The following is a 24,235-nucleotide window of genomic DNA, read 5'->3' on the forward strand; positions in this document are numbered from 1 at the left end:
TTAGCTGTCCTCATTTAAAATGACAAGCTCCAGACTTCCGCTTACATAGTTTGCAAAAAATGTCAGCAGTTCCAAATCTGCTCTCTCAAAATCAAAACGCTTTTTGTTCAGAAGCTGCATCACTCCCATTACATTGCGTTTGGAGTCAAAGATCGGTACCGTAATCATATTTTTAGTCGTATAACCGCTCTTTTTATCAATATTTGGTAAGAATCTCTCATCCTCGTAAGGATTGTTTACAATTTGCGGTTCTTTTGTTTTGTATGTAACACCAACGATCCCCGAGTCAAGTCCAATTACTATTCTGCCTATCCCATCACTCAGTTTTGTCCATAAAATCTTATCTTCATTATCTACTATAAATATAGAGCATCGGTCTGCATCTACTAAACTTTTTGCTTCATCAGCTATGAGTTCTAAAACTTTCTGTATATCATCCATTGCCATCAGTTTTTTTCCAAATTCGGCAATCTGATTAAATTTTTTCATCAACTTCCTTTCTCATATATATATTTAAAAGTTCTAAAAAACCACTGATATAGTGTGCAAAGAATATCATAAACTTGACATCTTCCGTATCAAAATCATCTTTTTTATTTAAAAGTTCCAACACACCTATGATCTTTCGTTCTGAATCAAAAATAGGTGCAGTAACAATATTTTTCGTTTTATATCCTGTACGTTCATCCACCTCGGCTAAGAACTCTTCATGTTCATAAGCATCATTAGCGATGACAGGTTTTTTAATTTTTATAGTATAGCCAACCAAGCCCTTATTTACCGGCAATGTTATTCTGTCAACACCGTCTGCGATGGTTGTCCACAGCTCATGCTTGATATTGTCATAAATAAAAATGGAACAGCGCTCAGCCTCAATAACATCTTTGACATATTTGGCAATCAAAGGCATTCCCTCTTCTAGGGAACGTTTTGTCAACAACTCTTTGGCAAATTCACTCAACTTGCTATAACGATTCTCTTTCATAGGGTAGCCTTATTAATCAATTATGATTATTATAGTGTAAAATTACAACAAAAAAAAGGAAAACTAATGTCACAAATACAAATCTGGCATAATCCACGCTGCTCAAAATCACGTCAAGCACTTGCACTCTTAGATGAAACAGGTGTTGAAAAAGATGTTGTTAAGTACCTTGAGGAAACACCAACAAAAGAGCAGTTAAAAGAACTTTTAAAGATGTTGGGGTTTAGCTCTGCAAGAGAGTTGATGCGTACAAAAGAGGCTGTTTATAAAGAGCTAGGTCTCAAAGATGAAGTAGATGAAGAGAAGCTCATAGAAGCGATGGTAGAAAATCCAAAACTCATTGAGCGTCCTGTTATCATAAAAGGCGACAAAGCAATCATTGCTCGTCCACCGGAGAAAGCAAAAGAGTTTTTAGAAGCTTAAACTTCTAACTTCTCAATACTCACGCCATTGTCTTTTAAAAACGTAGAGACAACCTCAGAGTGGGTATGTTCGTACTCTTTTAAAAATACTATGCGCTTGATACCCGAAGCAATAAGATTCTTACTACACTCACTGCAAGGCTCAAGCGTTACATAGATTGTCGCACCTTCAATACTGATTCCCTTACGTGCCGCCCAGATGATGGCATTCATCTCTGCATGAATCTCATAGGTCTTACTCCAGTCATGATGCTCATGAGTGTACTCATCATTCCAGTGCTCACAGCAGTTCGTATATCCTGCCGGAGTACCATTGTAACCAGTGGAGAGGATGCGTCCGTCTTTTACAATGACGGCACCGACCTGTTTGGAGACACACTTCGAAGCTGAGGCAATCTCTGCGGCAATGTTAATGAAGTTTGTATCACTTAACATTATGCTTCCGGCATTCTTATGATGTTGATATCTGCATTGTCACGCAGTCTTGCAAAGTAGTCACTTAAAATCGCTTCACGTTTTTCTGCCATAATGGCATTGATAACCTGTGACTTCATGCTCTCTAGTGTGATATCTTTTGCTGACTCGACAGATTTTATATAAAAGCTCATAAATCCGCCCTTTCCGTTTGGAATAACTGGCGTGAAATGTCCAACTGCTGTTTTTGAAAGCAGAGATGCAAGCTCAGGAGAGATTCTGTTGTATGGCAGTACCTGCTCGTTACTTGCAATTTGCGGTGAGTAAAACATCGGATTGTCTACTTTTTCCTGAAGAAGATCTTTTTGTTTTGCATCATAGATAACAACTGCAAAAGAGGCAGGATGCTTAAAGTCATTCTTATGCAGTTCAAAATAATCTTTTATCTCCTCTTCACTTGGCTCACTCATAGAAGACATTGCAATAGCACTATAGAGTTTTTGTGAAAGCAGTTTCTGTTTTATCTTGACTTTGAGTTGCTCTGATGTCAGCCCGTTAGCCTCACGCACAGCATCATAAAAATCACTCACACTCATATTGTTTCTTTGTGCCATTTTTTTGATGTCATCATACACTTCTGAAGAGCTTACAGAGATATTTCTCTTTTTTATCTCAATACTCTCAAGCTTTTTACGAATCAAAATATCTGTTGCTTTTTTTACATCGATATGCTCTGTTTGCATCTCTTTTTTAATATCTAAGAGTGTTATTGCTTTATCTTCTACAACTACAGCCACGCCATCATATACTTTTGCCTGCAGTGAGGCTACTACAAAAAGTGCCAATATTAGTTTTATCATCTTAATCCACTTAGTTTATTTTTTGTATTTTACCAACCTTTAACCAACAATAGCCTAAAATTCCACTAATTATATTATAAAGGCGTATCATGGTTGTTACTCGTTTTGCTCCATCTCCTACAGGATATCTTCATATCGGAGGACTTCGTACAGCACTTTTTTCTTACCTTTGGGCTAGAAAAAACAATGGGAAATTTGTTCTGCGTATCGAAGATACAGATAAAAAAAGAAACTCCGAAGAGGCTACAGAGGCTATTTTAAAAGCATTTGAGTGGCTTGGTCTTGAAGCTGACGGTGAGATAACATACCAAAGCAAACGCGATGCTATCTATGCAAAATACATACAACAACTTCTTGATGAAGGCAAAGCCTATAAGTGCTATATGTCAAAAGAAGAGCTTGACGCCCTGCGTGAGGAGCAGATGGCAAACAAAGAGCGTGCAAAGTATGACGGAAGATACCGTGACTTTGACGGTACGCCTCCAGAAGGAATTGAGCCCGTTATCCGCATCAAAGCACCGCTTAGCGGAGAGATAGTGGTACATGATGGTGTAAAAGGAGATATAGTCTTTCAAGCGGAAGATATCTTAGATGATTTTGTCATTGCCCGTGCTGATGGAAGCCCAACTTACAACTTTGTTGTTGCTGTTGATGATGCTCTGATGGGTATCAATGAGGTTATCCGTGGAGATGACCACCTCTCAAACACTCCAAAACAGATAGTCGTTTATGAGGCACTGGGCTTTGATATTCCAAAGTTTTACCATGTACCGATGATTCACAACCAACAGGGTAAAAAACTCTCAAAACGTGACGGTGCAACAGATGTTATGGCGTACAAAGAGATGGGCTATCTCCCAGAAGCACTTCTGAACTTTTTAGTGCGTCTTGGTTGGAGCCATGGCGATCAGGAGATCTTCTCTATGGAAGAGATGAAAGAGCTTTTTGATCCAAAAGATATCAACAAATCAGCTTCCATCTACAACACAGAAAAACTGGACTGGCTCAATGCTCACTATATCAAAAACACTTCAAATGAAAAGCTTACAGAACTTCTTACAGAATTTGGAGTAGTCCTCAGTTCACATGATAAAAAAGAGATACTTCTTGATGCTCTTAAAGAGCGTGCAAAAACGCTTAAAGAGTTGGCACTCATGGTTGAAGAGATTATCCAGACACCGACAAGCTATGATGAAAAAGCAGTAAAAAAAGCCTTTAAAGGGAATGCTATTGAAATTCTAGAGGTTTTTGCAAATCGCCTTGAAGAGGCAGATGAGCTACACCTTCCAAGTGATTATCACCATGTAATGGAGAAGGTAATCGAAGAGATGGAGATAGGTTTTGGAAAAATCGGTCAACCACTTCGTGTCGCACTGCTTGGTAAAATGGGTGGACCGGGGCTTGATGTCGTTATGGCAGTTCTAGGCCGTGATGAGACACTCTCACGCATTGCAAAAGCAGTTCTTACACATACAGTGGATGACTAGATATCATCCCTGTAAACATCTGTAATATCAAAATCATTCTCAGGTTCAATAACTTCAATCGTCTCTAAGTCCTTAGGGTCTACCTCTTGTTCTGAAAAATCATACTCATCAGCCTGATAGAACTTTTGTTCCTCAGCAAACTTTTTTTCTCTCTCCATCTGCTCTTTAACATGTTTTTCTTTTAAAGCTTCCTCTTTTTTAGGATCAACATTTTTTGCTTCCAATGAAAGTGTTGTTACTACAAGAATTGTCATAAGTAAAAATATTTTATTCATAATCTGTCCTTATTATTTTTCTAATTTTAAATTATATCTAAAAATTTCTTCTTTTACAAAATAGTCTCATTATTTAAATGAGATATAATTCTCTTATGAAAAAGAGAACTATCGATATAAAGTCCCTTTTTAAACTCGCTCTACATAAAAAAAGAGCCTTTGTTTATGGACAGGTTATAACACTTATTGCTATTGTTATCAGCATCCCTGTTCCTTTGATGCTACCAATAATGGTCGATGAAGTACTCCTACACAAACCTGAGTATATCATCCCTGCAATCGATAAACTCTTTGGCAGTGGCAGTGCATTTTACTACATTGCCCTTGTTACCTTTGTGGTTGTTTTTTTACGCTTTATGTACTATCTTTTAGGAGTAGTGACAACAAAAATCTTTACCAGTATTTCCAAATATGTAACTTTTATGATTCGTAAACGTCTTCTTACTCATCTGCAATATACTGCGATGAATGAGTATGAAACACTGGGAAGCGGAGCAATTACTGCCAATCTCATCACCGATGTCGATACCCTTGATACTTTCATCATGAACTCTGCAAGCAAATTTGTCGCTTCTGTTTTAACACTTGTGGTAGTTGGCATCGTGATGATAGCCATTGATCCGATTTTAGGCATACTCATCCTTGTTGTACAACCCCTGATAATGTTTATGAGTAAAAAGATGTCTGCACGTGTCGGGGAGTTAAAATCCCAAGAAAACAGTGCTATCTCAGCATTTCAAGAGAATGTCGGCGAAACTCTGGAGCTTTTTGGACAGATAAAAGCCAGTAACAAAGAGGAGTACTTCTTCTCAAAAGCCTTGCAGCAGGCAAAAAAGATCCAAATAGCTGCCAATGCCTTTAGCTTTAAAAGCGTTGCCTATGAGAGGCTCTCTTACACTCTCTTTCTCTCTCTTTTTGAACTGATTCGCGCAACCGGTTTGCTTCTTGTTGCCTACAGCGATTTAAGTATCGGTATGATGTTTGCGATGTTTGGCTATATCTGGTTTATCATGACACCGGTTCAAGATATTCTCTCTATGCAGTACAGTTATGCTTCAGCAAAAGCGGCACTTGGACGCATCAACAAACTCTTAGAACTAAGTACTGAGAGACGCGGAGAGAAAAAACTGCAGAGACAAGAGCTTGATATCAGACTCGAAGCGGTATCGTTTGCTTATGAAAGCAGTGATAAAGAGATACTCAAAAATATTACATTTTCCATTCCCTACCGTGCGAAGATCGCACTTATCGGGGCAAGTGGGAGTGGAAAAACAACACTTGCACAACTGATATCTGGGTTTTATGAAAAAAAATCAGGCTCACTTTTGTATAACAATATAGCCGTAGAAGAGTTGGATCGTCACTCTGTGCGTGAGAAGATATTTCTTGTCCTGCAGATGCCCATACTTTTTAATGCAACGCTGCGTTTTAACATTACTATGGGAGATGAAAGCATTGATGATGCTGCGCTTCGCAAGGCTCTTGAGATTGCCCAGCTCTCAGAGATGCTTGAGAATATACCCGATGGTCTAGATACTGTTGTCGGGCATCACGGAATCCGCCTCTCAGGAGGACAGCGTCAAAGGCTTAGCATCGCCCGCATGATCATAGCCAACCCAAGTGTTGTTATCTTTGATGAGTCCACCTCAGCACTTGATGTCCATACCGAAGCCAAGCTCTTCACTTCTCTAGAACCGATTTTAAAAGACAAAACTGTTATTACCATCGCACATCGTCTCAGTACTGTCAAAAATGCAGATATGATTTATGTTTTACATGAAGGTAGTATTGTTCAGCGTGGCAGACATGAAGAGCTTGAGAACCAAGAGGGGCACTACCAGGAGTTTATCAAGGAGCAGTTACTCTGATGCAAAAAAGACTTCTACAGTGGTATGAAAAAAATGGTCGTCACGAACTTCCTTGGAGAAACACGACAAATATCTACCATATCTATCTCAGTGAGATAATGCTGCAACAAACGCAGGTCAATCGTGTAAGAGATGAGTACTATCCACAATTTCTGGCAAAATTTCCGACACTCAAGACACTTGCTGATGCACAAGAGAGTGAAGTGCTTGCTGCTTGGAGCGGTCTTGGCTACTACTCACGTGCACGCAATCTTCACAAAACAGCCAAACTCTGCGAAAATGAACTGCCTAAGAGCTATGAAGAGCTTCTGAAACTTCCGGGAATCGGAAGCTATACGGCCAGTGCCATCTGTGCTTTTGGATACCATCAAAATCTTCCGGTCCTTGATACAAACATCAAAAGGGTCATTAAACGCCTCTTCGCACTGATAAATCCAAGTGAAAAAGAGCTTACACGTCAAGCTGTAAAAGTGCTTAACGACAAAGAGCCACGTGCACACAACTTAGCACTAATGGATTTAGGCTCCCTGGTTTGCCTGCCAAAAAATCCAAAATGCCAAGAGTGTCCGCTTACATCAGAGTGCCAGGGAAAAGAAGAACCAGAACTCTATACACAGACAAAAAAGACAAAATATGAGACGATGGAGCTCTTTTATGGTGTCTGCGTAAAGGATGATAAAATCACATTGGTAAAAACAGAGGGAAGTATGTATAAAGGAATGCTTTCACTCCCCTGTGTTGACCCACTTGAAGATGATTTTCTTGTCAGTTTTAAACATGCCTATACAAAGTATCGTCTGAGTGTACACCTCTACAGACTTGACGAAGCACCAAAAGATGCTATTTGGCTATCTTTAGAAGAGCTAGAGAGTGCACCTATCTCTTCTCTTGTTACAAAAGCACTTACTGCTTTAAATCTTAAAAAACTACCTTAAAACTACTTCCTTTACCAAGTACTGATTTAACTTCGATCTTCATCCCAAAACTGTTACAGATCTGCTTGACAATGCTAAGACCCACACCAAAGCCACCGGCAATCTGTGAGTCTCGTTTGTACATCTCAAAGATCTCCTGCAGTTTTTTATCTTCAATACCTACACCCTCGTCTTGAATGAAAAAATACTCCTGCGTGAGCTTTAGCGAAATTGTGGTCTCTGGCATAGAGTATTTGATGGCATTTGAAAGCAGGTTCGATACTAACAACTCTGCACGGCTCTCAATCATCTCAAGCTCTATATCTTCAAGCTCAGCTTCAATCTTTATGCCTTTTGCATCGGTGAGCTCTTTATAGTAAGCAAGTACATTTTGCACAACTCTTTTAAAGTTTAACATCTCTGCCTCTTCTTGTTTTTGTTTGAAGTTTAAAAAGGTCAGTGATTTATAGATACTCTCTAACTGCTTGGTGCTTATTGAGATATTGGTCAATATCTTTTTGTCATAAACCTCTTTTTTTATTGCCCTGCTTGCAGACATCTTTAGTGCTGTGATGGGAGTATTTAGTTCATGTGAGACATCCTGAATGAAACTCTCTATCTGTACCATTCTGTTGTGAAGCGGTTTTAAAAAAAGTTTGGAGAGTACAAAAGCGATAATAACGACAAGACCAAAACTAAGAACCATTACACTCAGTACCAAAGTCTGCAGATCTTCTAGCTTCTTGAAATATGTATCTGTTTTGACGACCACATACTTCACATCAAGATGCTCCTGCGGCGATGCGGAGACTAAGACCTTCATACCCTCTTTTTCATAGTAACCCGGCTTGTACTCTTGTGCTTTTTCTATTGGTATCAAACTATACTCAAACCCTTTTTCATTTGGCAACTCGAGTGTTGATCCTTTCATCTGTGCGTTGATAATGCTTGTAGAGAGCCTGTCTGCAATATGTTCGAGTTTATAGTAGATCTCACTCTCTAGCGCATTCTTCTGCGCACTGTAGTACCAATACCCAAGCAGCAAAATAAACAGCAGTGATGAGCCAAGATAAAGGGCTACAAAAGAGTAATATGAGCGTCTCTCTAACTCATTCAAACTTATACCCCTCCCCACGAATGTTGACAATATGCTCTTTACCTATGTGTTTACGAAGGTTTTTGACAATGGTACGAATGGCATCATCACTCGGCATCTCATCAAACTCCCAAAAATTCTGCAACAGTTCATCAGAGCTGATAATACGATGACGATTTTTGTAAAAGTAGTGCAGACATTCACTCTCTTTTTGTGTGAGATGCACTGTTTTATCTTCCTGCGTGAGGCTGTGTGTTTTTGTATCTAAAACAAGCCCCTCCCCAAGTTCTACCAAACTCGCCAATCCAAAATGCCGTTTGAGATTTTCAATACGTACACCCAACTCATCCAAATCAAAAGGTTTTTTGATAAAGTCATTTGCCCCTGCGCCAAAAGCAGACTTAAGATACTTTGTATCATGAAAAGCTGTGATAAAGATAGCAGGCGTCTCATCATGAAACTCACGCAGTTCACGCAAAAGAGAGATACCATCTCCATCAGCTACATTAATGTCAAAGATATAAAGATCGAACTTCTGCTCTTCAGTAAGTGTAAGCGCTTTTTTCACACTGTAAGTCTGTACCACTTCATACTCATCTTCTAAGTAATCTACCAATATATTCGCTAAAGCCGTATCATCTTCAAGGAGTAAAATTTTCATGGAGGTATTGTAGCATAAGCCGATAAGTTCTTTTTCCTAAATTATGTTAGAATATCACATGATTACAAAATAATTGTTGTTTATTGATTTAGAAGTGGGTTATGATAAAAAAATTCGTGATATTGGTATTGCCTCTGATCAAGAGCACATCCATACCTCATCACTCAAAGAGGCTTCTACTTTTTTAGAGAAACATTCAGCTACATATATTATCGGCCATAATATCATCAATTTTGATAAAGAGTTTTTACTCCAAAGTTCACTCAACTCATTACTGCAAGATAAAATCTTTGTTGATACTCTACCTGTATCACTTCTACTCTTTAATGAAAAGACCTTTCATAGCCTGCCAAAAAATTATAAAGATGAGGACAATTTTCTTAATGATCCACTCAAAGATGCTCTTTTATGCAAAAAACTCTTTTTTGATGCTGTAGCAAAATTTCAAACACTGCCACAACTGCAGCGAAATATTCTCTACACACTCTTAAAAGAGCATGAGCTTTTTCGCGGTTTTTTTTCATGCTATCAAAGATACTCAAGAGTTTGAAGCACTTAGTTATCCAATACTTAAAGGATTAATCCTCTCTGTCTTTGCTCCTATTATTCAAAATCCTACATACTTGGAAGATGCTTTAAAAAATAGTAGAGTAGAACTCGCTTTTATACTCGCACTCAAGATGCCTGAACTTGAAGTCAATGCACAACCTCCAAAAGTACTCTATGACTACCCTACCCTGCCAGAGCTACAAAAAAAGCTCTCATTTCATTATGAAACAAATATAGAAAACTTGGAACAACTCTCCGAGGAGATTTTTGGCTTTGCAAGTTTTCGAGAGTTTCCAAGACAAAACCCAACACTAGAAGATGGAGCAACACTCTCGCAGCATGAGATTGTCGAGGCGGGTCTCAGAGATGACTCTTTTTTAGCAATTTTACCAACAGGAGGAGGAAAAACTTTTACCTTTTGGCTACCTGCCATCATTAAAGCAAAAACACTCAAAACACTAACCGTTGTTATCTCCCCCTCTCCAAGCTCTGATAAAAGATTATATTGAGAGCTTTCATGAACAGGTCGCTAACTATGAAGCTGTAGATCTGAGTGGCTACCTCTCCCCGAGTGAGAGAGTTGCAGCAATAGAAAAAGTAGCTAACGGCGATGCTGACATCTTATACCTAGCACCTGAGAGCCTGCGTTCAAATACTGTTTTTAATCTTTTAAAAAACAGAGTCATAGAACGTTTTGTCATCGATGAGGCACACTGTCTCTCAACATGGGGAAATGACTTTCGACATGACTACTTCTATATAGGCCAGTTTATCAACGAACTTTTAACAGCCAAGCCTTTTGAGTCACATATTCCAGTTTTCAAGGGGCATTCCATACACTATCTCTTTGGTACGCTTACCTAGATGACATTTCTATGGAGCAACTTGTTACAACACACAATAAAACCCTTGTCTCAACTATTCACAAATCAAAAGGCAAAGAGTTTGACCACGTAATCTTACTGCTTCATAAACATCAGATGAATGATGATTTTTTGCGTCTTTGTTATGTTGGCATCACCAGAGCAAAAAAGAGTCTCACAGTCATTACAGATAATTCTTTTTTCAAAAACGCAAAGTTCCCTTTTGTTCTTTATGCAAATGACACTACTCACTACCAACAACCCAATCAAAAAACCCTTGTGATGGGACTAGCGGACCTCTACCTCAGTTTCAATGCCGAGTATCAAAAACAAAACTTGCATCTCATTGCAGGTAGCCAAGTAAACTATGAACAAAGGTACAATCAGGAGAGATATATTTTAATATTTAACTCCCTCTCTGTCGCTCAATTTTCTGCAAAATTTCAAAATCGTATTAGAACCTATGAAAATCAAGGCTATAAAATTGTTCATATTGTTATAGAGCATATTGTAGAGTGGCATGATGAAACAAACAATACATACAAAGAACTACCACTGTGTAAAATACTAATGAAAAGATAAAATTCTATTCTCTCAAATACTATCTATTTCCATAACATGAGTTACTGTAATGGCTATTACGATAATTTTCCTATAGATTCTATCTCCTTAATAGCCTTACCAACATCACCTAGACAACATCCTCCACTTGGATTTAAAACCTCACATGCACAACCGGGATCTTGCATTTTTGCTTTGATATCTTCAAGTGCCATTGTTTTTCCTGTAGCTTCGATCTCTGCTACTATCTTCTCTTTGCTCCATCCGAAACAGTAGCACACCGTAGCTGGAGAAGCACCATCTTTAAGCCCCACTATTACTTTCATATCTTGCTGCGTGAGGATTGTATCATCTCGAAAATAGATCACTTTACATGACGGCGTTTTACAATAATAAAAATCGCTCATGCAAGAGAGTTTACTCTTTGCCTCTTCTTTTACAAGTGCATCAAAAGTTTTTTCAAGTACGCCTTTTGCCAGCTTACTACATTCTGGACATGCCACTTTTCCTTTTGGTTGTACACTACAACAGTTATCGCCACTCACTTCTTTAAGTTTAGAACTGCTAACCATAGATTATCCTTTGCTTCACATTTTAAAGTATACCACACAAACCCAACACAAACTTTTCGTATACTTCTCTTATCAAAATAAAAAAAGGACAAAAAATGAAATCTTTAACAAAAATCTTTTTAGCACTTCTTCTTGGAGTAAGTCTCTCTCATGCAGCGGCATTCTCTAAAGATGCAAAGTTTCGAACTACTACAGCACACATCACAGCTGAAAAACCACTTACAACAGGAGCAAACACTCTTGTTGTCGAGCTTAAAAAAGGTGGTAAAGCTATAGATAATGCAAAAGTAACACTCAAAGCCTTTATGCCTGCAATGCCGGGTATGCCTGCAATGAGTTCAAAAGTAGAGGCAAAAAACTTAGGCAATGGTAAATATGAAGCTACTTTGAATCTTGCGATGAGCGGAACATGGCAGCTGCATATTTTCATCACTCCAAAAACGGGGAAAAAGTCTCGCATAAAAACGACACTTAATTTCTAAAAAGGAAAAGACGGTGAAAAATTTACTCCTTGGTGCACTTTTACTTGCAAGCTCACTCAGTGCAATGACTCTGAGTGAGCTCATAGAGAGTTCCCTATCACGCGCTCCGTCACTTGAAATTATCAATGCACGCCTTGTTGCCAATAAGCAAAATATTGATATAGCAGATCAGTTTGAAAATCCTGAGCTGCTACTGACAAAAAACACCATTGACAGCTCTCAGGCGATGAGTCAGACCGTGCTTACACTCAAACAAAAGATTCCCACCTACTCTAAAAGAGAAAAAAGAGAAGATATTGCACTCTCTGAGGAGAAACTGCTTCAAGAAAAACTCCATGCTGCAAAAGTCAAACTTGTAGGGCGCATCAAAAATGAGGCCTATACTATCTGGGAGTTGCGTGAGGAAATACAAATCATTGATGAGTACATAATACTAACGAGACAGAACATTCGTCTCTATGAATCCTATACCAGTGTAGATAATAATCAACATATGGGTATTATGAAAGCAGAACTCTCGCTCTCAGACCTAAAAGTCCAAAGAAGTGCCTTGGAGGCAAAAAAAGCAGCAGCCTATGCAAGACTCTCTTATCTTGCTGCTCTGAAAGTGACCGACTTGACGATTGATCTAAGCATAAAGAAAAAACCAAACTTACAGCAGCTACAAAATTCACTTAAAGAGAGTAACCCTGATCTTTTAATCACACAAAAAGAGATACAAAAGCAATCATATGCAGTAGCACTTGCAGAAATTAATAACTATCCCGATATTAACCTTATTGCCGGTTATGCTTATAGAGAAAAGTTTGACAACTATTTTAATTTTGGAGTGGGTCTCTCACTCCCAATATATGGCACAGAAGATGCAAAAGAGGAAAAAGAGCGTGCGATTTTACTTGAGAAAAAAAGCAAACAAAGTGATATAGAGCTAGCAGTGCTTGCACAACTTGAACTTTACTACGAGCAGATGCTCTCATCTTATAAAATACACCATATCATTCAAGATGAAGCTCTCCCGCAGGTTGCTCATATGTTTGAACTCTCAAGCTCATCCATCTCAGTTGGAAGTGACCTTTTTAAATACATTGATGTGCTTTTTCAAAAGCTCGATCTTGAGAAAAAAAGCATAAAAGCAGTAGCCAATTACAAACGTGCTGAGGCACAGATATCACAACTACGAGGTGAAATAAAATGAAAAAATCAACACTATTTTTAGCACTCCTGCTACCCTTGGCAATATTTGCAAAAGAGAAACCTACAGTACAACAGCTTTTCTCCGTCCAAACTGTCAAAGTAAAAAAGGTGAATACTTCTCACTCTAAAAAAAACTATGGCTATGTTGTTGCAGATGAAGCACGCATCTACGATGTAAGCCCTCGTTTTGGCGGTTTTGTGGAGAAACTCTATGCAGATAAAATATATAAATATGTAAAAAAGGGAGAGCCTTTAGTGACACTTTATTCTCCTGAGGTCTATAAGGCAAAAGAGGATTACCTCAACTCATACAACTATGCAAAAATTCGCAATAACAAAGGAATGCTCAAAAGTGCTAAACGAAAACTAGAGCTCTTAGGCGTTGATGCAAGGGAGATAGCGGCTGTTTTAAAAGAGAAAAATGTCTCACCAAATACAACTATCTATGCACCGACATCCGGTTACATCTTTACAAAAAACATTGTTAATGGTGCAGCTTTTAATGCAAAAAACAGACTCTTTGAGATAGTAAATCTTGATGAGATATGGGTTGAGACAAAAATCTTTGAAGATGATGTGAACTGGATAAAAAATGCAAATACTTTTGAGGTAAGTTTTAAAACTACCCCTAAAATTTATAAGACCAGTAACAAGCTTCTCTATCCAAATTTAGATCCAAAAGAGGCAACTTTGACGATGCGCCTGCGTCTCAAAAATCCAGACCACAGACTCTTTCCAGGAATGTATGCTGATGTACTCTCAAGAGATAAAGCAAGAACATACCTTACTCTGCCACAAAGTGCAGTGATTCGTAAAGACGGAAGATATTATGCCTTTATGATAGGAGAGTTTGAAGGAGAGTATGAACCGGTAGAAGTATCAGTAAAACCGCTTAACAACCAGACCTACATCATTTTAGATGGTCTGAGTGCCGGTGATGAAGTGGTTAACAATGCTCTGTTTATGATGGACAGTGATGCACAAATAAATGGGTTATATTGAGATAAAATATTTATCAACTTCCTTCATCCAATCTGAGACCGTTCAAAAATCTGTGTCAATCGGGTAAAATAACAAGTACTCAAGGACACAGAAATGAATATAGAAATAGATGTAGAGCAATTTGCTCGTGATATTAAAGCAGGTAAAAGTATTGGTGGTAAAGATGGAGCATTAGGTTCTCTCATAAAACAACTTACAGAAGCTGCACTTGCAGCTGAAATAGATTCTCACCTTGCACAAGATATTAGTAAAAACCGTAAAAATGGCTATGCTACTAAAACTATGAAAAGTGAACATGGAGAGTTTGAACTTGATGTTCCAAGAGACAGAAATGGTAGCTTTGAGCCTGAGATAGTCAAGAAAAATCAACGGACTATGACAGGTGAAATAGAAGAAAAAATACTTTCACTCTATGCACTTGGCAACAGCTACACTCAAATTGATTCATTTTTTACTTGGGTTTTCCTAAATTTTTCAAAATCTTTTCAACAGAGATAGTTTCTTTTTCATCTGTTATCAATGGAGTTGGTTCAGGAAATTTTCCACAAAAGTATCTTTTCCTATTTGATGCAACGCCAAAATATTTTGCATTATATACTTTAGAAGACGGATATTTTACTTGTAAAACTCCATCTTCTTCTATTCCTAACTCTCTAAAAGTATAAAAACCTTTGATATAACCTTCAACGTTTGGAACATTTTCAAGAATCCAATATTTTAAAATCGAATCTTGTTTCAAAAGCTTCCTTGCAATAATTTTCAAATAAGCTTCAATTAGCTGTATACCTAAAGATTTATCTGCTTTACCTGATTTATTAGAATTGGAAAAAGAGGTACATGGTGGAGACCCAATAATTACTTCTGTATCTGGAATAAGAGTATTAAATTCTTTATCTGGTAAATTTGCTATTGCAACAACATCACCTAAATAAGTATGTGCCTTAGGATGATTAGCTTCATGCGTGATTACTGCAGGCTTCCATCGATCAACTGCAAAGACAATCTCAAAACCTGCTAGTTTAAAACCCTCTGAAAATCCACCACCACCACCACAAAAAAAATCTGCTACCCTATACATAAGACCTCACTTCTTTTATAATATTCATCAATACAAAAATCCAAACAACCAAAGTGGAATTTTATTTCCGCTTCCTATCTCGATATCATCAGCGACTACAAAAGAGTTTTCTATATCTTTAATCTGTTTGTAGCCTTTACTTTTCCCGCCAACTTCAAAAGTGTAAGCTTCATCCACTAAAAAATCTCCTTTTTTAGGTATTTCAAGAGAATGTTTTACTTTTAACATACTTGCGAAAAATACTTCTCTGCCTGTTCCCGTATGAAAAGCATCACAATAGGCAAAATGCAGATTTGTATTGTTGAGATAAATTTTTTGCGGTTTGGTAAAAATGGCATCACCCTTTGTTTTTGCTCTAATAATATGAAAAACCTTTGCTCTGTGAAGATACTCTAAAAATCTGTACAGACCTTTATAGTTATCGTGCATATTCATTTTGGCAAGAAGCTCTTTTAGGTTTGGAGTGTAGGGATGCGATTCACAAATGAGTCTTACCAATTTTTTCAAATTATTGATACTGTCGTACTCTATAGGAAAAACCGATGGTATATCTACTTCTATAACAGTATTTATTGTCTCATTGAGCTTAATGAGATAATCTTCCTTGTCTTCAAAATAAAAAGGGTAGTAGCCCTGTTTTATATACTCTTGAAACAAAAGTGTAAGGTTGAATTTTTCTAAAAGTTCGTATGCTATATCTTGATGGTTTTTTACTATATCACCAAGAGTAAATGTCGGAAAGAGTATGTCTTTGGAGAACTCCACAAACTCTCGAAAACTCATCCCATCTACATCGTACACAATCGCACGCCTGCTGAGATCCGCTTTTGCATTGTCAAGTTTTAAGGCACAACTGCCACTGAAAATGACTTTTAAATCCAAAATATCGTAAATTTTCTTGAGCTCTATCTCAAAATCTTTATACTTGTGAATTTCATCAATGATAAGCACTTCCCCTTCCTCTTTTGAGAAAGCCTCTGCAACTTCATAAAGGGATGGAATGGTAATAATATCTGCACTGATATAGAGTTTTTTACTAAAGGGCAAATCCAGCTCTTTAAGATACTGAATAAGAAATGTTGTCTTTCCAACACCCCTTGCACCAAGAATACCTACAAGTTTTTTATCTAAATTAAGAGTATGAAAATATCTTTTGTATTTAAAATCTACCCTCTTAAACAGTTTTCTCTGGTAATCTCTTAATTCTTCAAGCATTGTTACTCTCCATGTTTAACTCTCATAATATCATAATTAGACTTACAAGTCCATTTTTTATAATAAAAATTAGGTTTACATGTCTAATTATGAAAAATAAATAACTATCTATAGCCTTAGGATTCTAATGCCTCATTTACATCCTGTTTGACTTTCTCTTCATCTACAAAAAAGAGGAGGATTGCACCTGAAATAAAAAGAATAGAGACAGAAGCAATGGAAGCACGTGAGTTTTGTGTAAAGAGTGCCACAAAAGCGATAAGCAGCGGTCCTAAAATAACAGCAAATTTTCCTATAAGATCATAAAAACCAAAAAACTCCGCTGCATATGCATGAGGAATCATTCTTGTATAAAAAGAGCGGCTCATTGCCTGTATGCCACCTTGAACCAGAGCAATCATAACTGCCAGTATATAAAACTCTGAGACATCTTCCATTAAAGATGCAAAAATTATAATGCCGATATAGACAGCTATTGAGAGAAAGATTACCTTTTTCGTATCCCACATATCTGCAAGTTTTGCCACTAAAAGCGTAGCGGGAAACCCGATAAACTGCACTATAAGCAGTGCCATAATAAGGCTGCTGATCTCAAATCCAAGTGCCATACCGTAATCAACGGCCATGCGGATGATCGTATCAACTCCATCTATATAGAGCCAATAGGAAACTAAAAAAAGAAACAATCCTTTTAATCTTCTTACCTTTGCAAATGTATCTTTTAGTCTTTTATACCCCTCTATCAAAAGTACTTTTTTAGCCTTTTTCTCTTTGCGCTTCTCTTTTACAAAAAGAAAAAGCGGTATCGAGAAGATTGCCCACCATACCGCTACACTCAAAAAGGATGCTTGAATAGCCTCGGCTTTGTTAGCAAAGCCAAAAAAAGAGGGCTCTTGCACCATAAAAACATTGAGTGCAAAAAGAACACCCCCTCCAAGATACCCAAGTGCAAACCCAAGTCCTGACACAAAATCAACATTTTTTTCACTTGAGATAGAAGGCAGCAGTGCATCATAAAATATATTTGAGCCCATAAAACCGATATTGCCCATCATATAGATAAATGCCGCTATCTGCCACTCTCCTTGGTCCACAAAAGAGAGGGATACACTCATCAAAACACCTAAAAAAGCAAAAAGAAAAACAAATCGTTTCTTCAGTGAGCCCGCATCGGCAATGGCCCCAAGTAAAGGAGCAATAAGGACGATAATCAAACTAGAAATCGAGTTGGCAAACCCAAGCTGTGCCGTGCTGAGTGTCACATCATTTGCAGCACTGTAATAAGATTTAAAAAAGATAGGGAAAAAACCAGCCATCACTGTTGTCGCGTATGCTGAGTTTGCCCAATCATAAAGTGCCCAGGAGTAAATACTCTTTTTTGTACTGTTTTGCATAAAATATTGTATAACAATATAGATAAAAAAAGGGCTAATCTTTTTCTATCACAAACCCACCACAAACTTTCACTATAATTTTCAAAACTAAAAATATGGAAGAATTATGATAGAAAAACTCATAGCGCTTAGCATCAAAAACAGATTTATCGTTCTGCTTGCTGCCCTTGCACTTGTTGGAGCTTCCATCTGGAGTATGAAGCACACGCCTCTTGATGCCTTACCTGATCTCTCACCTCCACAGGTAATCGTGCAAATTAACTGGGCGGGTCAATCTCCGGAGATTGTTGAAGATCAGGGGACCTATCCGCTTGTTGCACAGTTTTTGGCTATTGCCAACATCGATACTGTTCGAGGATACTCTACCTATGAAAATGGGCTGATTTACATCATTTTTAAAGAGGGAACTGACCTCTACTGGGCAAGAAGTCGTGTACTTGAACAACTCGCTTCCATCCAGTCACAACTACCCAAAAATATGGATGTAGCTCTTGGTCCTGATGCAAGTGGAGTTGGTTGGGTCTATGAGTATGCCCTCTCGTCAAAAACAAAAAACCTAGCCGAGCTTCGAACACTTCAAGACTACTACTACAAATATGCACTAATGGGTGTAGATGGAGTCAGTGAAGTTGCTAGTATCGGTGGATTTATTCCTACCTTTCAAGTTACTCTCAATAACGACAATCTTGTCCGTTATAACCTCAGCATTCAAGATATCGCCAAAGTATTAAAACAAAACAATAACGATACCGGTGGCCGTATAGTGATACAAAATGGTTATGAGTGGATGGTTCAAGCCAAAGGCTATATCAAAAACCTTGATGATATCCGCGCTCTCGTTGTTACAACAAAAGGCGGTACTCCTGTAAAGCTTGGTGATATTGCTAGAGTTGAACTCACACCTGCACCGCGTCGTGGTCTAGCTGATTTAAACGGTGAAGGTGAAGTAGTTGGCGGCATAGTTATGGCACGCTATGGCGAAGATGTTTACTCTATGATAAAACGCGTGCAAGAAAAAATGAAAGAACTTAAAGTTGAGGGTGTCGATGTCATCACTGTATATGACCGTTCAGGGCTTATTGACAAAGCTGTAGACACCTTAAAAGATACACTTATCGAAGAGAGTATCATTGTTGTTGTCATTATCGGTCTCTTTTTAATGCACTTTCGCTCCTCACTTATTGTCATCATTGTTCTACCACTTACAGTTGGTTTTACCTTTTTACTGATGAAACTCTTTGGTATTGGCTCAAACATCATGAGTCTTGGCGGTATTGCCATTGCCATCGGAGCGATGGTGGATGCAAGTATCGTTATGATAGAAAATGCCCACAAAATGCTGCACAAGTTTGAGCATAAAGAGGGTAGGATGCCTACGGATAAAGAACGCATTGCAATCATTTTAAAATCATCACAACTTGTAGGTCGTCCTATCTTTTTTGCACTCGCACTTATCGTTGTCTCTTTTTTACCAATCTTTGCACTCTCAGGTCAAGAAGGACTGCTCTTTACACCGCTTGCATTTACAAAAACCTTTGCTATGGCTGCGGGCGCATTCCTCTCTATCACGCTAGTTCCCGTTCTTATGGTCTTTTTTGTCAAAGGGCGTATATTGCCAGAGTCTAAAAATCCACTCAACAGATTTTTTATCTGGCTCTATCACCCCATCATCATCTATGGACTCAAACTCAAATATTTAGTCATAGTTTTAGTACTGCTCTCACTTGGCTATATGTACCCGCTCTATAAAAGTCTCAAATGGGAATTTATGCCGATGCTCAATGAGCAGACTTTTATGTATATGCCTGTTACTCCGTATGGTATCAGTATTGACCAGAGTAAACAACTCTTACAAAAAACAGACAAAATTTTAAAATCTTTTCCTGAAGTTGAAAATGTCTTTGGAAAAGCAGGACGTGCAGGGACTGCAACTGACCCGGCACCTCTTGGTATGCTTGAGACTATCATCACGCTTAAACCGCAAAGTGAGTGGCCAGAGAAAAAATCTTATGATGAGCTGCGTGAGGAGATGGAAGAAGCCCTGCAGATTCCGGGACTTACAAACTCATGGACCTACCCTATTCGTGGGCGTATTGATATGCTTCTCAGTGGTATCAGAACACCTATAGGGATAAAACTCTACGGTATGGATGCTGCGGGACTGCAAAAGTTTGGTAAAAAGATAGAAGAGAAACTGCGCCAGTATGATAAAACACTCTCTGTCTTTGCCGATCAGGCAAGTGCAGGGTATTACATCGATATCATCCCAGATGAGGAGAAGCTCTCCCGCTATGAGCTTACAAAAGACACTCTTCTTGAGTACACAGCCCTTGCAATCGGTGGTATGAAAGTATCTACAATGTATAAAGGACTAGAGCGTTATCCTATCTCTCTGCGTCTTGAAGAGGATGAGCGAAGAAGTCTGGAATCTATTCGAAATATCCAGGTAAAAACAAAGCTTGGTTTTGTACCACTTGGCTCTTTGGCAGAAGTAGCATACCGACAGAGTGCATCTGTCATCAAAAGTGAAATGGCTCAACCTGTAACATTTATCTACATTACTCCAAAAGAGGGAGTAAGCGCTACAGAGTATAAACTAGGTGCACAAAAGTTCATGAACGAGATAAAATTTGACCCAGGTTACTATATAGAGTGGGCAGGACAGTCTGAATATTTAGACTCTGCAATGCAGCGTATCATCTGGATAGTGCCTGCCGTTTTAGTCGTGATTTTCTTGCTTATCTATATGGCGCTTAAAAAGCTCGTACCAACCCTTATCGTCTTTTTTACGCTGCCGTTTGCTCTGCTGGGTGGGCTTATTTATATAGATATGCTTAACTTTGCGATGAGTATTGCTGTTATTGTCGGTTTCTTGGCTCTACTTGGTGTAGCAGCTGAGACGGCAATAGTGATGATAATCTACCTCCAAGAGAGTGTGGATGAGTTAAAAGAAAAAAGAGGTTCTGCATTTAATCTTAAAGACTTAAATGCAGCCATCTATGAAGGTGCAGTTCAAAGAGTACGACCAAAACTGATGACAGTTTTTGCAATCCTCGCAGGTCTTGCACCGATTATGTATACTCACGGAGTGGGAAGTGAAGTGATGCAGCGAATTGCTGCCCCTATGCTTGGAGGCGTTGTAAGTTCAGCTGTTCTCTCTTTGGTTATAATTCCGATACTCTATGAAATTTATATGAAAAAAGAGATTGAAAATGAAAAAACAGATATTTAAAGTTCAAAATGTAAAATGTGGAGGGTGTGCAAACACGCTTACGACAAAACTTAAAAGTGAATTTGGTGAGATAGAAGTCAATCTTGAAGTGATGCCGCGTGAGATAAGTTTAGAGATAGAAGATACTAAAGTTCCTGCGCTACGTGAAGCGCTTAAATCTCTTGGATATCCTATGGCAGATGAGACGCTTGGATTTGTAGAAAACACTACTGCACAGGCAAAAAGCTTTGTCTCCTGCGCAGTTGGAAAGTTTGAAGTAGCAAAAGGAAAATAAACTTACACAAACTCACCACACTCTCTCACTATAATTTTATAAATTAGTCAAAGGATAAATGATGATTTATAAAACTACAACAAGTTATCCTCTCGAAACTGTCAAAGCACAGATTGCAGAAAAAGCAAAAACATTGGGCTTTGACCTGCTTGGAAAGTATGAATTTAAAAAAATTCTCAAAAGCAAAGGTTTTGAAATAACACGAGATATTACAGTCTATGAATTATATAATCCTGTTGCAACACACTCAGCCCTAAATGCACTTTCTGAAATATCTGTCTATCTACCATGCAGACTCTCTGTTTATCATGAAAATGGAGTGACAGTACTGGCAACTATCGGTATTAAAAATATTTTACAAGCAAGCAGTATTGATGGTGAACTTCAAAAGCATATGCAAGAGATTTTCAACAAAATACGTGCATTAATGAACTCATGGTAAAAGGAGGCTGTTATGCATGGTTTCGAATTTGGTATGGGATTTGGTTGGATAATTCCCCTTATTTTGATTTTTTGGCTCTTTTATCTCATTGGCAATACACGAGAAAAGGAAGAATCTGCACAGGATATTCTTGATAAAAAATATGCCAATGGTGAGATTAATGAAGAAGAGTATAAAAGAAGAAAAGCAAACCTAAAACACTGACTTGGAGGTCTGTTATGAAAAATGAAGATAAAGAAAATCTCTACTGTGTAGATGATTCCTGTAAGATTGACAACACCTCTTATACATGCCCGATGCATCCTGAAATTATTCGCAATGAACCTGGGAATTGCCCAATCTGTGGTATGACTCTTGAGCCCATTACTGTGGAGGTAGATGAAAAAAACGATGAGCTTGATGATATGAGTAGACGTTTTTGGATCAGTACGCTTTTATCATTACCTCTTTTCTTACTTGCTATGATTCATGATATCACACCAGAGTATATTCCTGACTTTCTTACTGGCAAAATGATTCAGTATATTGAGTTTTTTCTTGCAACACCCGTCGTTTTATGGGGAGGCTGGCCTTTTTATGTCAAAGGGTATATCTCTATCAAAACATGGAACTTAAATATGTTCACATTAATCTCCATGGGGGTAGGAGCTGCTTATATCTATAGTCTTGTTGCACTATTTTTACCAACAATTTTCCCACCACTTATGCAAACAAAAGAGGGTTTGGTACATGTTTACTTTGAAGCAGCTGCAGTAATTACTACTCTTGTACTTTTAGGGCAGGTTTTAGAACTGCGAGCAAGAAGTAAAACAAATACAGCCATCAAAGAACTCCTCAACCTTGCTCCTAAGAAAGCTCATCGGATTATTAATGCAAAAGGCGACGAGGAGGATGTTAATCTTGAACTTGTTCATATCGAAGACAAACTTCGTGTGAAACCAGGAGAGAAGATTCCCGTTGACGGTATTGTCATAGAGGGACAGAGTAATGTTGATGAATCTATGATAACAGGTGAGCCTGTGTTGGTACAAAAAGCCAGTGGAGATACACTTATAGGGGCTACTATCAATAAAAATGGCACACTCATTATGGAAGCAACAAAAGTAGGAAGTGATACTTTGCTTGCTCAAATCGTGCAAATGGTTGCCCAAGCACAACGTTCACGTGCACCAATTCAACAGCTTGCAGATACAGTCTCGGGATATTTTGTTCCTGCAGTTGTAATCTCTGCAGTTCTTGCTTTTATAGGATGGTTTATCTGGGGGCCATCACCACAACTCGCCTATGCTGTAGTTGCGGCTGTTTCCGTTTTAATTATTGCCTGTCCCTGTGCACTTGGACTTGCCACTCCAATCTCCATCATGGTTGGAACCGGTCGAGCGGCACTTTCAGGAATCCTCATCAAAGATGCAAAAACTTTGGAGAGAATGGAAAAAGTTGATACTTTGGTTGTCGATAAAACAGGAACGCTTACACTCGGGAAACCAAAAGTAACTGATTTTATAGTGACTGATGATTTTGGAAAAGATATACTTTTGCAATATGCAGCCTCCATTGAACGTGCGAGTGAGCACCCTCTTGCACAGTCTGTTATTGACTTTGCGAAGGAATCCAATATCTCTCTTATAAGTGTCAATGATTTTGAGGCAATACCTGGAAAAGGAGTTATAGCAACAATAGAAGAACAAAAAATTTTACTTGGCAGCGAGAGCTTCTTAAAAGAGAACAATATTGATATAGCAGTGATTAAAGAAACAGCTGATGCTATGCGAAGAGATGCAAAAGGAATTATATTTATGGCAATTAACGGTCAATATGCCGCTATTCTTGCCATTGAAGATCCGATAAAAGAGACTTCTGTTGAAGCCGTGAAAAGACTCACAGAAGAAGGTATCACTGTTGTGATACTTAGTGGGGATAATGAAACAACTGCCAATGCAGTAGCTAAAAAACTCTCAATTTCCAAAATATATGCCAATGTTCTACCGGACGAAAAAGCAGAAGTCGTTAAAGAGCTTCAGGCCAAAGGAGCCATTGTGGCAATGGCAGGTGATGGTATCAATGATGCTCCGGCTCTTGCACAAGCTGATGTAGGCATTGCTATGGGTACTGGAACGGATGTTGCCATAGAGAGTGCCGGTGTGACCCTAATAAAAGGAGATCTGTTAGGCATTGTAAAAGTACTGAAGCTCTCTCGGGCTACTATGAAAAACATACGACAAAATCTCTTTTTCGCATTTATCTATAACAGTTTAGGAGTACCGGTTGCCGCTGGTGTGCTTTATCCATTCTTTGGAATTGTGCTCTCTCCTATTATTGCGGCGGCAGCTATGAGTTTCAGTTCTGTTTCTGTTATAGCCAATGCCTTACGTCTTAAAAATACAAAACTCTAAAA

The 24,235-nt window shown here is 38.3% G+C and carries 27 protein-coding genes and 1 pseudogene; 17 read left to right on the forward strand and 11 right to left on the reverse strand.

All coding sequences use genetic code 11. The features are described 5' to 3' along the window. On the reverse strand, positions 1 to 489 hold the full coding sequence (locus ES948_RS06005) for a GAF domain-containing protein (RefSeq protein WP_152184046.1): 489 nt from the start codon (positions 487 to 489) through the stop codon (positions 1 to 3). Beyond that, on the reverse strand, positions 476 to 985 hold the full coding sequence (locus ES948_RS06010) for a GAF domain-containing protein (protein WP_152184047.1): 510 nt from the start codon (positions 983 to 985) through the stop codon (positions 476 to 478). Before ES948_RS06010 ends, ES948_RS06005 begins: the two co-directional genes overlap by 14 nt. Positions 986 to 1,051: 66 nt before the next feature. Between ES948_RS06010 and arsC the strand changes: the two genes are divergently transcribed. Beyond that, positions 1,052 to 1,408 (forward strand): arsenate reductase (glutaredoxin), encoded by a 357-nt coding sequence (arsC, locus tag ES948_RS06015; RefSeq protein ID WP_152184048.1) that lies wholly within the window; start codon positions 1,052 to 1,054, stop codon positions 1,406 to 1,408. Here arsC and ES948_RS06020 read toward each other — a convergent pair. Both ES948_RS06020 and ES948_RS06025 read right to left on the reverse strand, forming a co-directional pair. Then, entirely contained in the window at positions 1,405 to 1,842 is a 438-nt protein-coding gene (locus ES948_RS06020; protein ID WP_152184049.1) for a deoxycytidylate deaminase, read from the reverse strand. The two genes, arsC and ES948_RS06020, sit on opposite strands and share 4 nt — an antisense overlap. Continuing rightward, a complete protein-coding gene (locus ES948_RS06025; RefSeq protein WP_152184050.1) occupies positions 1,842 to 2,681 on the reverse strand; it encodes a peptidylprolyl isomerase in 840 nt (279 codons plus the stop codon). Before ES948_RS06025 ends, ES948_RS06020 begins: the two co-directional genes overlap by 1 nt. Before the next feature lie 89 nt (positions 2,682 to 2,770). Here ES948_RS06025 and gltX point away from each other — a divergent pair, with 89 nt between their 5' ends. Continuing rightward, on the forward strand, positions 2,771 to 4,168 hold the full coding sequence (gene gltX, locus ES948_RS06030; RefSeq protein ID WP_152184051.1) for a glutamate--tRNA ligase: 1,398 nt from the start codon (positions 2,771 to 2,773) through the stop codon (positions 4,166 to 4,168). Here gltX and ES948_RS06035 read toward each other — a convergent pair. Then, the gene (locus ES948_RS06035; RefSeq protein ID WP_152184052.1) at positions 4,165 to 4,443 is read right to left on the reverse strand and encodes a hypothetical protein; all 279 of its coding nucleotides are present in this window, start codon (positions 4,441 to 4,443) and stop codon (positions 4,165 to 4,167) included. The genes gltX and ES948_RS06035 overlap by 4 nt on opposite strands. Positions 4,444 to 4,538: 95 nt before the next feature. Here ES948_RS06035 and ES948_RS06040 point away from each other — a divergent pair, with 95 nt between their 5' ends. Together ES948_RS06040 and ES948_RS06045 are read left to right on the forward strand one after the other, a co-directional pair. Beyond that, positions 4,539 to 6,311: an ABC transporter ATP-binding protein gene (locus tag ES948_RS06040; protein ID WP_152184053.1), complete on the forward strand. Its 1,773-nt coding sequence runs from the start codon at positions 4,539 to 4,541 to the stop codon at positions 6,309 to 6,311. Then, complete coding sequence (locus tag ES948_RS06045; RefSeq protein ID WP_152184054.1) at positions 6,311 to 7,246, forward strand: A/G-specific adenine glycosylase; 936 nt, start codon at positions 6,311 to 6,313, stop codon at positions 7,244 to 7,246. The genes ES948_RS06040 and ES948_RS06045 overlap by 1 nt, the downstream gene beginning before the upstream one ends. Here the strand turns inward: ES948_RS06045 and ES948_RS06050 are convergent. Together ES948_RS06050 and ES948_RS06055 are read right to left on the reverse strand one after the other, a co-directional pair. Next, entirely contained in the window at positions 7,230 to 8,342 is a 1,113-nt protein-coding gene (locus tag ES948_RS06050) for a sensor histidine kinase (RefSeq protein WP_152184055.1), read from the reverse strand. The genes ES948_RS06045 and ES948_RS06050 overlap by 17 nt on opposite strands. Further along, the gene (locus ES948_RS06055; RefSeq protein WP_152184056.1) at positions 8,335 to 8,982 is read right to left on the reverse strand and encodes a response regulator transcription factor; all 648 of its coding nucleotides are present in this window, start codon (positions 8,980 to 8,982) and stop codon (positions 8,335 to 8,337) included. Before ES948_RS06055 ends, ES948_RS06050 begins: the two co-directional genes overlap by 8 nt. A 76-nt stretch (positions 8,983 to 9,058) precedes the next feature. Here ES948_RS06055 and ES948_RS11045 point away from each other — a divergent pair, with 76 nt between their 5' ends. Genes ES948_RS11045 through ES948_RS06075 form a run of 4 tightly spaced genes read left to right on the forward strand, consistent with a single transcriptional unit; the run spans position 9,059 to position 10,976 of the window. Beyond that, complete coding sequence (locus tag ES948_RS11045) at positions 9,059 to 9,532, forward strand: hypothetical protein (protein WP_152184057.1); 474 nt, start codon at positions 9,059 to 9,061, stop codon at positions 9,530 to 9,532. Continuing rightward, positions 9,480 to 10,040, forward strand: coding sequence for a DEAD/DEAH box helicase (locus ES948_RS11050; RefSeq protein ID WP_152184058.1), 561 nt, complete (start codon positions 9,480 to 9,482; stop codon positions 10,038 to 10,040). Before ES948_RS11045 ends, ES948_RS11050 begins: the two co-directional genes overlap by 53 nt. Further along, entirely contained in the window at positions 9,997 to 10,395 is a 399-nt protein-coding gene (locus tag ES948_RS11055; protein WP_152184059.1) for a DEAD/DEAH box helicase, read from the forward strand. Before ES948_RS11050 ends, ES948_RS11055 begins: the two co-directional genes overlap by 44 nt. An 11-nt stretch (positions 10,396 to 10,406) precedes the next feature. Then, the gene (locus ES948_RS06075; RefSeq protein WP_152184060.1) at positions 10,407 to 10,976 is read left to right on the forward strand and encodes an ATP-binding domain-containing protein; all 570 of its coding nucleotides are present in this window, start codon (positions 10,407 to 10,409) and stop codon (positions 10,974 to 10,976) included. Between the two features lie 56 nt (positions 10,977 to 11,032). Here the strand turns inward: ES948_RS06075 and ES948_RS06080 are convergent, their stop codons facing one another. Then, positions 11,033 to 11,527: a putative iron-sulfur cluster-binding metallochaperone gene (locus ES948_RS06080; RefSeq protein ID WP_152184061.1), complete on the reverse strand. Its 495-nt coding sequence runs from the start codon at positions 11,525 to 11,527 to the stop codon at positions 11,033 to 11,035. A 95-nt stretch (positions 11,528 to 11,622) separates the two neighbouring features. Between ES948_RS06080 and ES948_RS06085 the strand changes: the two genes are divergently transcribed. The 4 genes and pseudogenes from ES948_RS06085 to ES948_RS06100 all read left to right on the forward strand — a co-directional run. Then, complete coding sequence (locus ES948_RS06085) at positions 11,623 to 12,009, forward strand: FixH family protein (protein WP_152184062.1); 387 nt, start codon at positions 11,623 to 11,625, stop codon at positions 12,007 to 12,009. Positions 12,010 to 12,022: 13 nt separating this feature from the next. Continuing rightward, positions 12,023 to 13,204 (forward strand): TolC family protein, encoded by a 1,182-nt coding sequence (locus ES948_RS06090; RefSeq protein WP_152184063.1) that lies wholly within the window; start codon positions 12,023 to 12,025, stop codon positions 13,202 to 13,204. Continuing rightward, on the forward strand, positions 13,201 to 14,205 hold the full coding sequence (locus ES948_RS06095) for an efflux RND transporter periplasmic adaptor subunit (protein WP_152184064.1): 1,005 nt from the start codon (positions 13,201 to 13,203) through the stop codon (positions 14,203 to 14,205). The genes ES948_RS06090 and ES948_RS06095 overlap by 4 nt, the downstream gene beginning before the upstream one ends. 93 nt (positions 14,206 to 14,298) lie before the next feature. Further along, a pseudogene (locus ES948_RS06100) lies at positions 14,299 to 14,637 on the forward strand (transposase); the annotation flags it as partial. Positions 14,638 to 14,656: 19 nt separating this feature from the next. Here ES948_RS06100 and ES948_RS06105 read toward each other — a convergent pair. The 3 genes from ES948_RS06105 to ES948_RS06115 all read right to left on the reverse strand — a co-directional run bounded on the left by ES948_RS06105 (position 14,657) and on the right by ES948_RS06115 (position 17,892). Next, a complete protein-coding gene (locus ES948_RS06105; protein WP_152184065.1) occupies positions 14,657 to 15,283 on the reverse strand; it encodes a DNA cytosine methyltransferase in 627 nt (208 codons plus the stop codon). Positions 15,284 to 15,310: 27 nt separating this feature from the next. Next, entirely contained in the window at positions 15,311 to 16,498 is a 1,188-nt protein-coding gene (locus ES948_RS06110) for an AAA family ATPase (RefSeq protein WP_152184066.1), read from the reverse strand. A gap of 116 nt (positions 16,499 to 16,614) precedes the next feature. Beyond that, positions 16,615 to 17,892: an MFS transporter gene (locus ES948_RS06115; protein ID WP_152184067.1), complete on the reverse strand. Its 1,278-nt coding sequence runs from the start codon at positions 17,890 to 17,892 to the stop codon at positions 16,615 to 16,617. 106 nt (positions 17,893 to 17,998) lie between these two features. On the opposite strand from ES948_RS06115, the gene ES948_RS06120 reads away from it, so the two are divergent. The 5 genes from ES948_RS06120 to ES948_RS06140 all read left to right on the forward strand — a co-directional run bounded on the left by ES948_RS06120 (position 17,999) and on the right by ES948_RS06140 (position 24,233). Next, positions 17,999 to 21,124 (forward strand): efflux RND transporter permease subunit, encoded by a 3,126-nt coding sequence (locus ES948_RS06120; protein ID WP_152184068.1) that lies wholly within the window; start codon positions 17,999 to 18,001, stop codon positions 21,122 to 21,124. Then, positions 21,105 to 21,398 (forward strand): heavy-metal-associated domain-containing protein, encoded by a 294-nt coding sequence (locus ES948_RS06125; RefSeq protein ID WP_152184069.1) that lies wholly within the window; start codon positions 21,105 to 21,107, stop codon positions 21,396 to 21,398. Before ES948_RS06120 ends, ES948_RS06125 begins: the two co-directional genes overlap by 20 nt. Positions 21,399 to 21,459: 61 nt before the next feature. After that, on the forward strand, positions 21,460 to 21,840 hold the full coding sequence (locus ES948_RS06130; RefSeq protein WP_152184070.1) for a DUF302 domain-containing protein: 381 nt from the start codon (positions 21,460 to 21,462) through the stop codon (positions 21,838 to 21,840). 12 nt (positions 21,841 to 21,852) lie between these two features. Then, positions 21,853 to 22,044, forward strand: a complete 192-nt coding sequence (locus ES948_RS06135) for an SHOCT domain-containing protein (RefSeq protein ID WP_152184071.1) — start codon at positions 21,853 to 21,855, stop codon at positions 22,042 to 22,044. A 14-nt stretch (positions 22,045 to 22,058) separates the two neighbouring features. Then, a complete protein-coding gene (locus ES948_RS06140; RefSeq protein ID WP_152184072.1) occupies positions 22,059 to 24,233 on the forward strand; it encodes a copper-transporting P-type ATPase in 2,175 nt (724 codons plus the stop codon). The last annotated feature ends 2 nt before the right edge of the window (positions 24,234 to 24,235 follow it).

The organism is Sulfurimonas indica, assembly GCF_009192995.1.
GTDB classification, from domain to species: Bacteria; Campylobacterota; Campylobacteria; order Campylobacterales; family Sulfurimonadaceae; genus Sulfurimonas; species Sulfurimonas indica.

Bases quoted from the DNA above. Each gene is read 5' to 3' on its own strand.
- ES948_RS06005 (WP_152184046.1), bottom strand. From the start codon at position 489: ATGAAAAAATTTAATCAGATTGCCGAATTTGGAAAAAAACTGATGGCA.
- ES948_RS06010 (WP_152184047.1), bottom strand. From the start codon at position 985: ATGAAAGAGAATCGTTATAGCAAGTTGAGTGAATTTGCCAAAGAGTTG.
- arsC (WP_152184048.1), top strand. From the start codon at position 1,052: ATGTCACAAATACAAATCTGGCATAATCCACGCTGCTCAAAATCACGT.
- ES948_RS06020 (WP_152184049.1), bottom strand. From the start codon at position 1,842: ATGTTAAGTGATACAAACTTCATTAACATTGCCGCAGAGATTGCCTCA.
- ES948_RS06025 (WP_152184050.1), bottom strand. From the start codon at position 2,681: ATGATAAAACTAATATTGGCACTTTTTGTAGTAGCCTCACTGCAGGCA.
- gltX (WP_152184051.1), top strand. From the start codon at position 2,771: ATGGTTGTTACTCGTTTTGCTCCATCTCCTACAGGATATCTTCATATC.
- ES948_RS06035 (WP_152184052.1), bottom strand. From the start codon at position 4,443: ATGAATAAAATATTTTTACTTATGACAATTCTTGTAGTAACAACACTT.
- ES948_RS06040 (WP_152184053.1), top strand. From the start codon at position 4,539: ATGAAAAAGAGAACTATCGATATAAAGTCCCTTTTTAAACTCGCTCTA.
- ES948_RS06045 (WP_152184054.1), top strand. From the start codon at position 6,311: ATGCAAAAAAGACTTCTACAGTGGTATGAAAAAAATGGTCGTCACGAA.
- ES948_RS06055 (WP_152184056.1), bottom strand. From the start codon at position 8,982: ATGAAAATTTTACTCCTTGAAGATGATACGGCTTTAGCGAATATATTG.
- ES948_RS11050 (WP_152184058.1), top strand. From the start codon at position 9,480: ATGAGCTTTTTCGCGGTTTTTTTTCATGCTATCAAAGATACTCAAGAG.
- ES948_RS06075 (WP_152184060.1), top strand. From the start codon at position 10,407: ATGGAGCAACTTGTTACAACACACAATAAAACCCTTGTCTCAACTATT.
- ES948_RS06080 (WP_152184061.1), bottom strand. From the start codon at position 11,527: ATGGTTAGCAGTTCTAAACTTAAAGAAGTGAGTGGCGATAACTGTTGT.
- ES948_RS06085 (WP_152184062.1), top strand. From the start codon at position 11,623: ATGAAATCTTTAACAAAAATCTTTTTAGCACTTCTTCTTGGAGTAAGT.
- ES948_RS06095 (WP_152184064.1), top strand. From the start codon at position 13,201: ATGAAAAAATCAACACTATTTTTAGCACTCCTGCTACCCTTGGCAATA.
- ES948_RS06105 (WP_152184065.1), bottom strand. From the start codon at position 15,283: ATGTATAGGGTAGCAGATTTTTTTTGTGGTGGTGGTGGTGGATTTTCA.
- ES948_RS06110 (WP_152184066.1), bottom strand. From the start codon at position 16,498: ATGCTTGAAGAATTAAGAGATTACCAGAGAAAACTGTTTAAGAGGGTA.
- ES948_RS06115 (WP_152184067.1), bottom strand. From the start codon at position 17,892: ATGCAAAACAGTACAAAAAAGAGTATTTACTCCTGGGCACTTTATGAT.
- ES948_RS06120 (WP_152184068.1), top strand. From the start codon at position 17,999: ATGATAGAAAAACTCATAGCGCTTAGCATCAAAAACAGATTTATCGTT.
- ES948_RS06125 (WP_152184069.1), top strand. From the start codon at position 21,105: ATGAAAAAACAGATATTTAAAGTTCAAAATGTAAAATGTGGAGGGTGT.
- ES948_RS06130 (WP_152184070.1), top strand. From the start codon at position 21,460: ATGATTTATAAAACTACAACAAGTTATCCTCTCGAAACTGTCAAAGCA.
- ES948_RS06135 (WP_152184071.1), top strand. From the start codon at position 21,853: ATGCATGGTTTCGAATTTGGTATGGGATTTGGTTGGATAATTCCCCTT.
- ES948_RS06140 (WP_152184072.1), top strand. From the start codon at position 22,059: ATGAAAAATGAAGATAAAGAAAATCTCTACTGTGTAGATGATTCCTGT.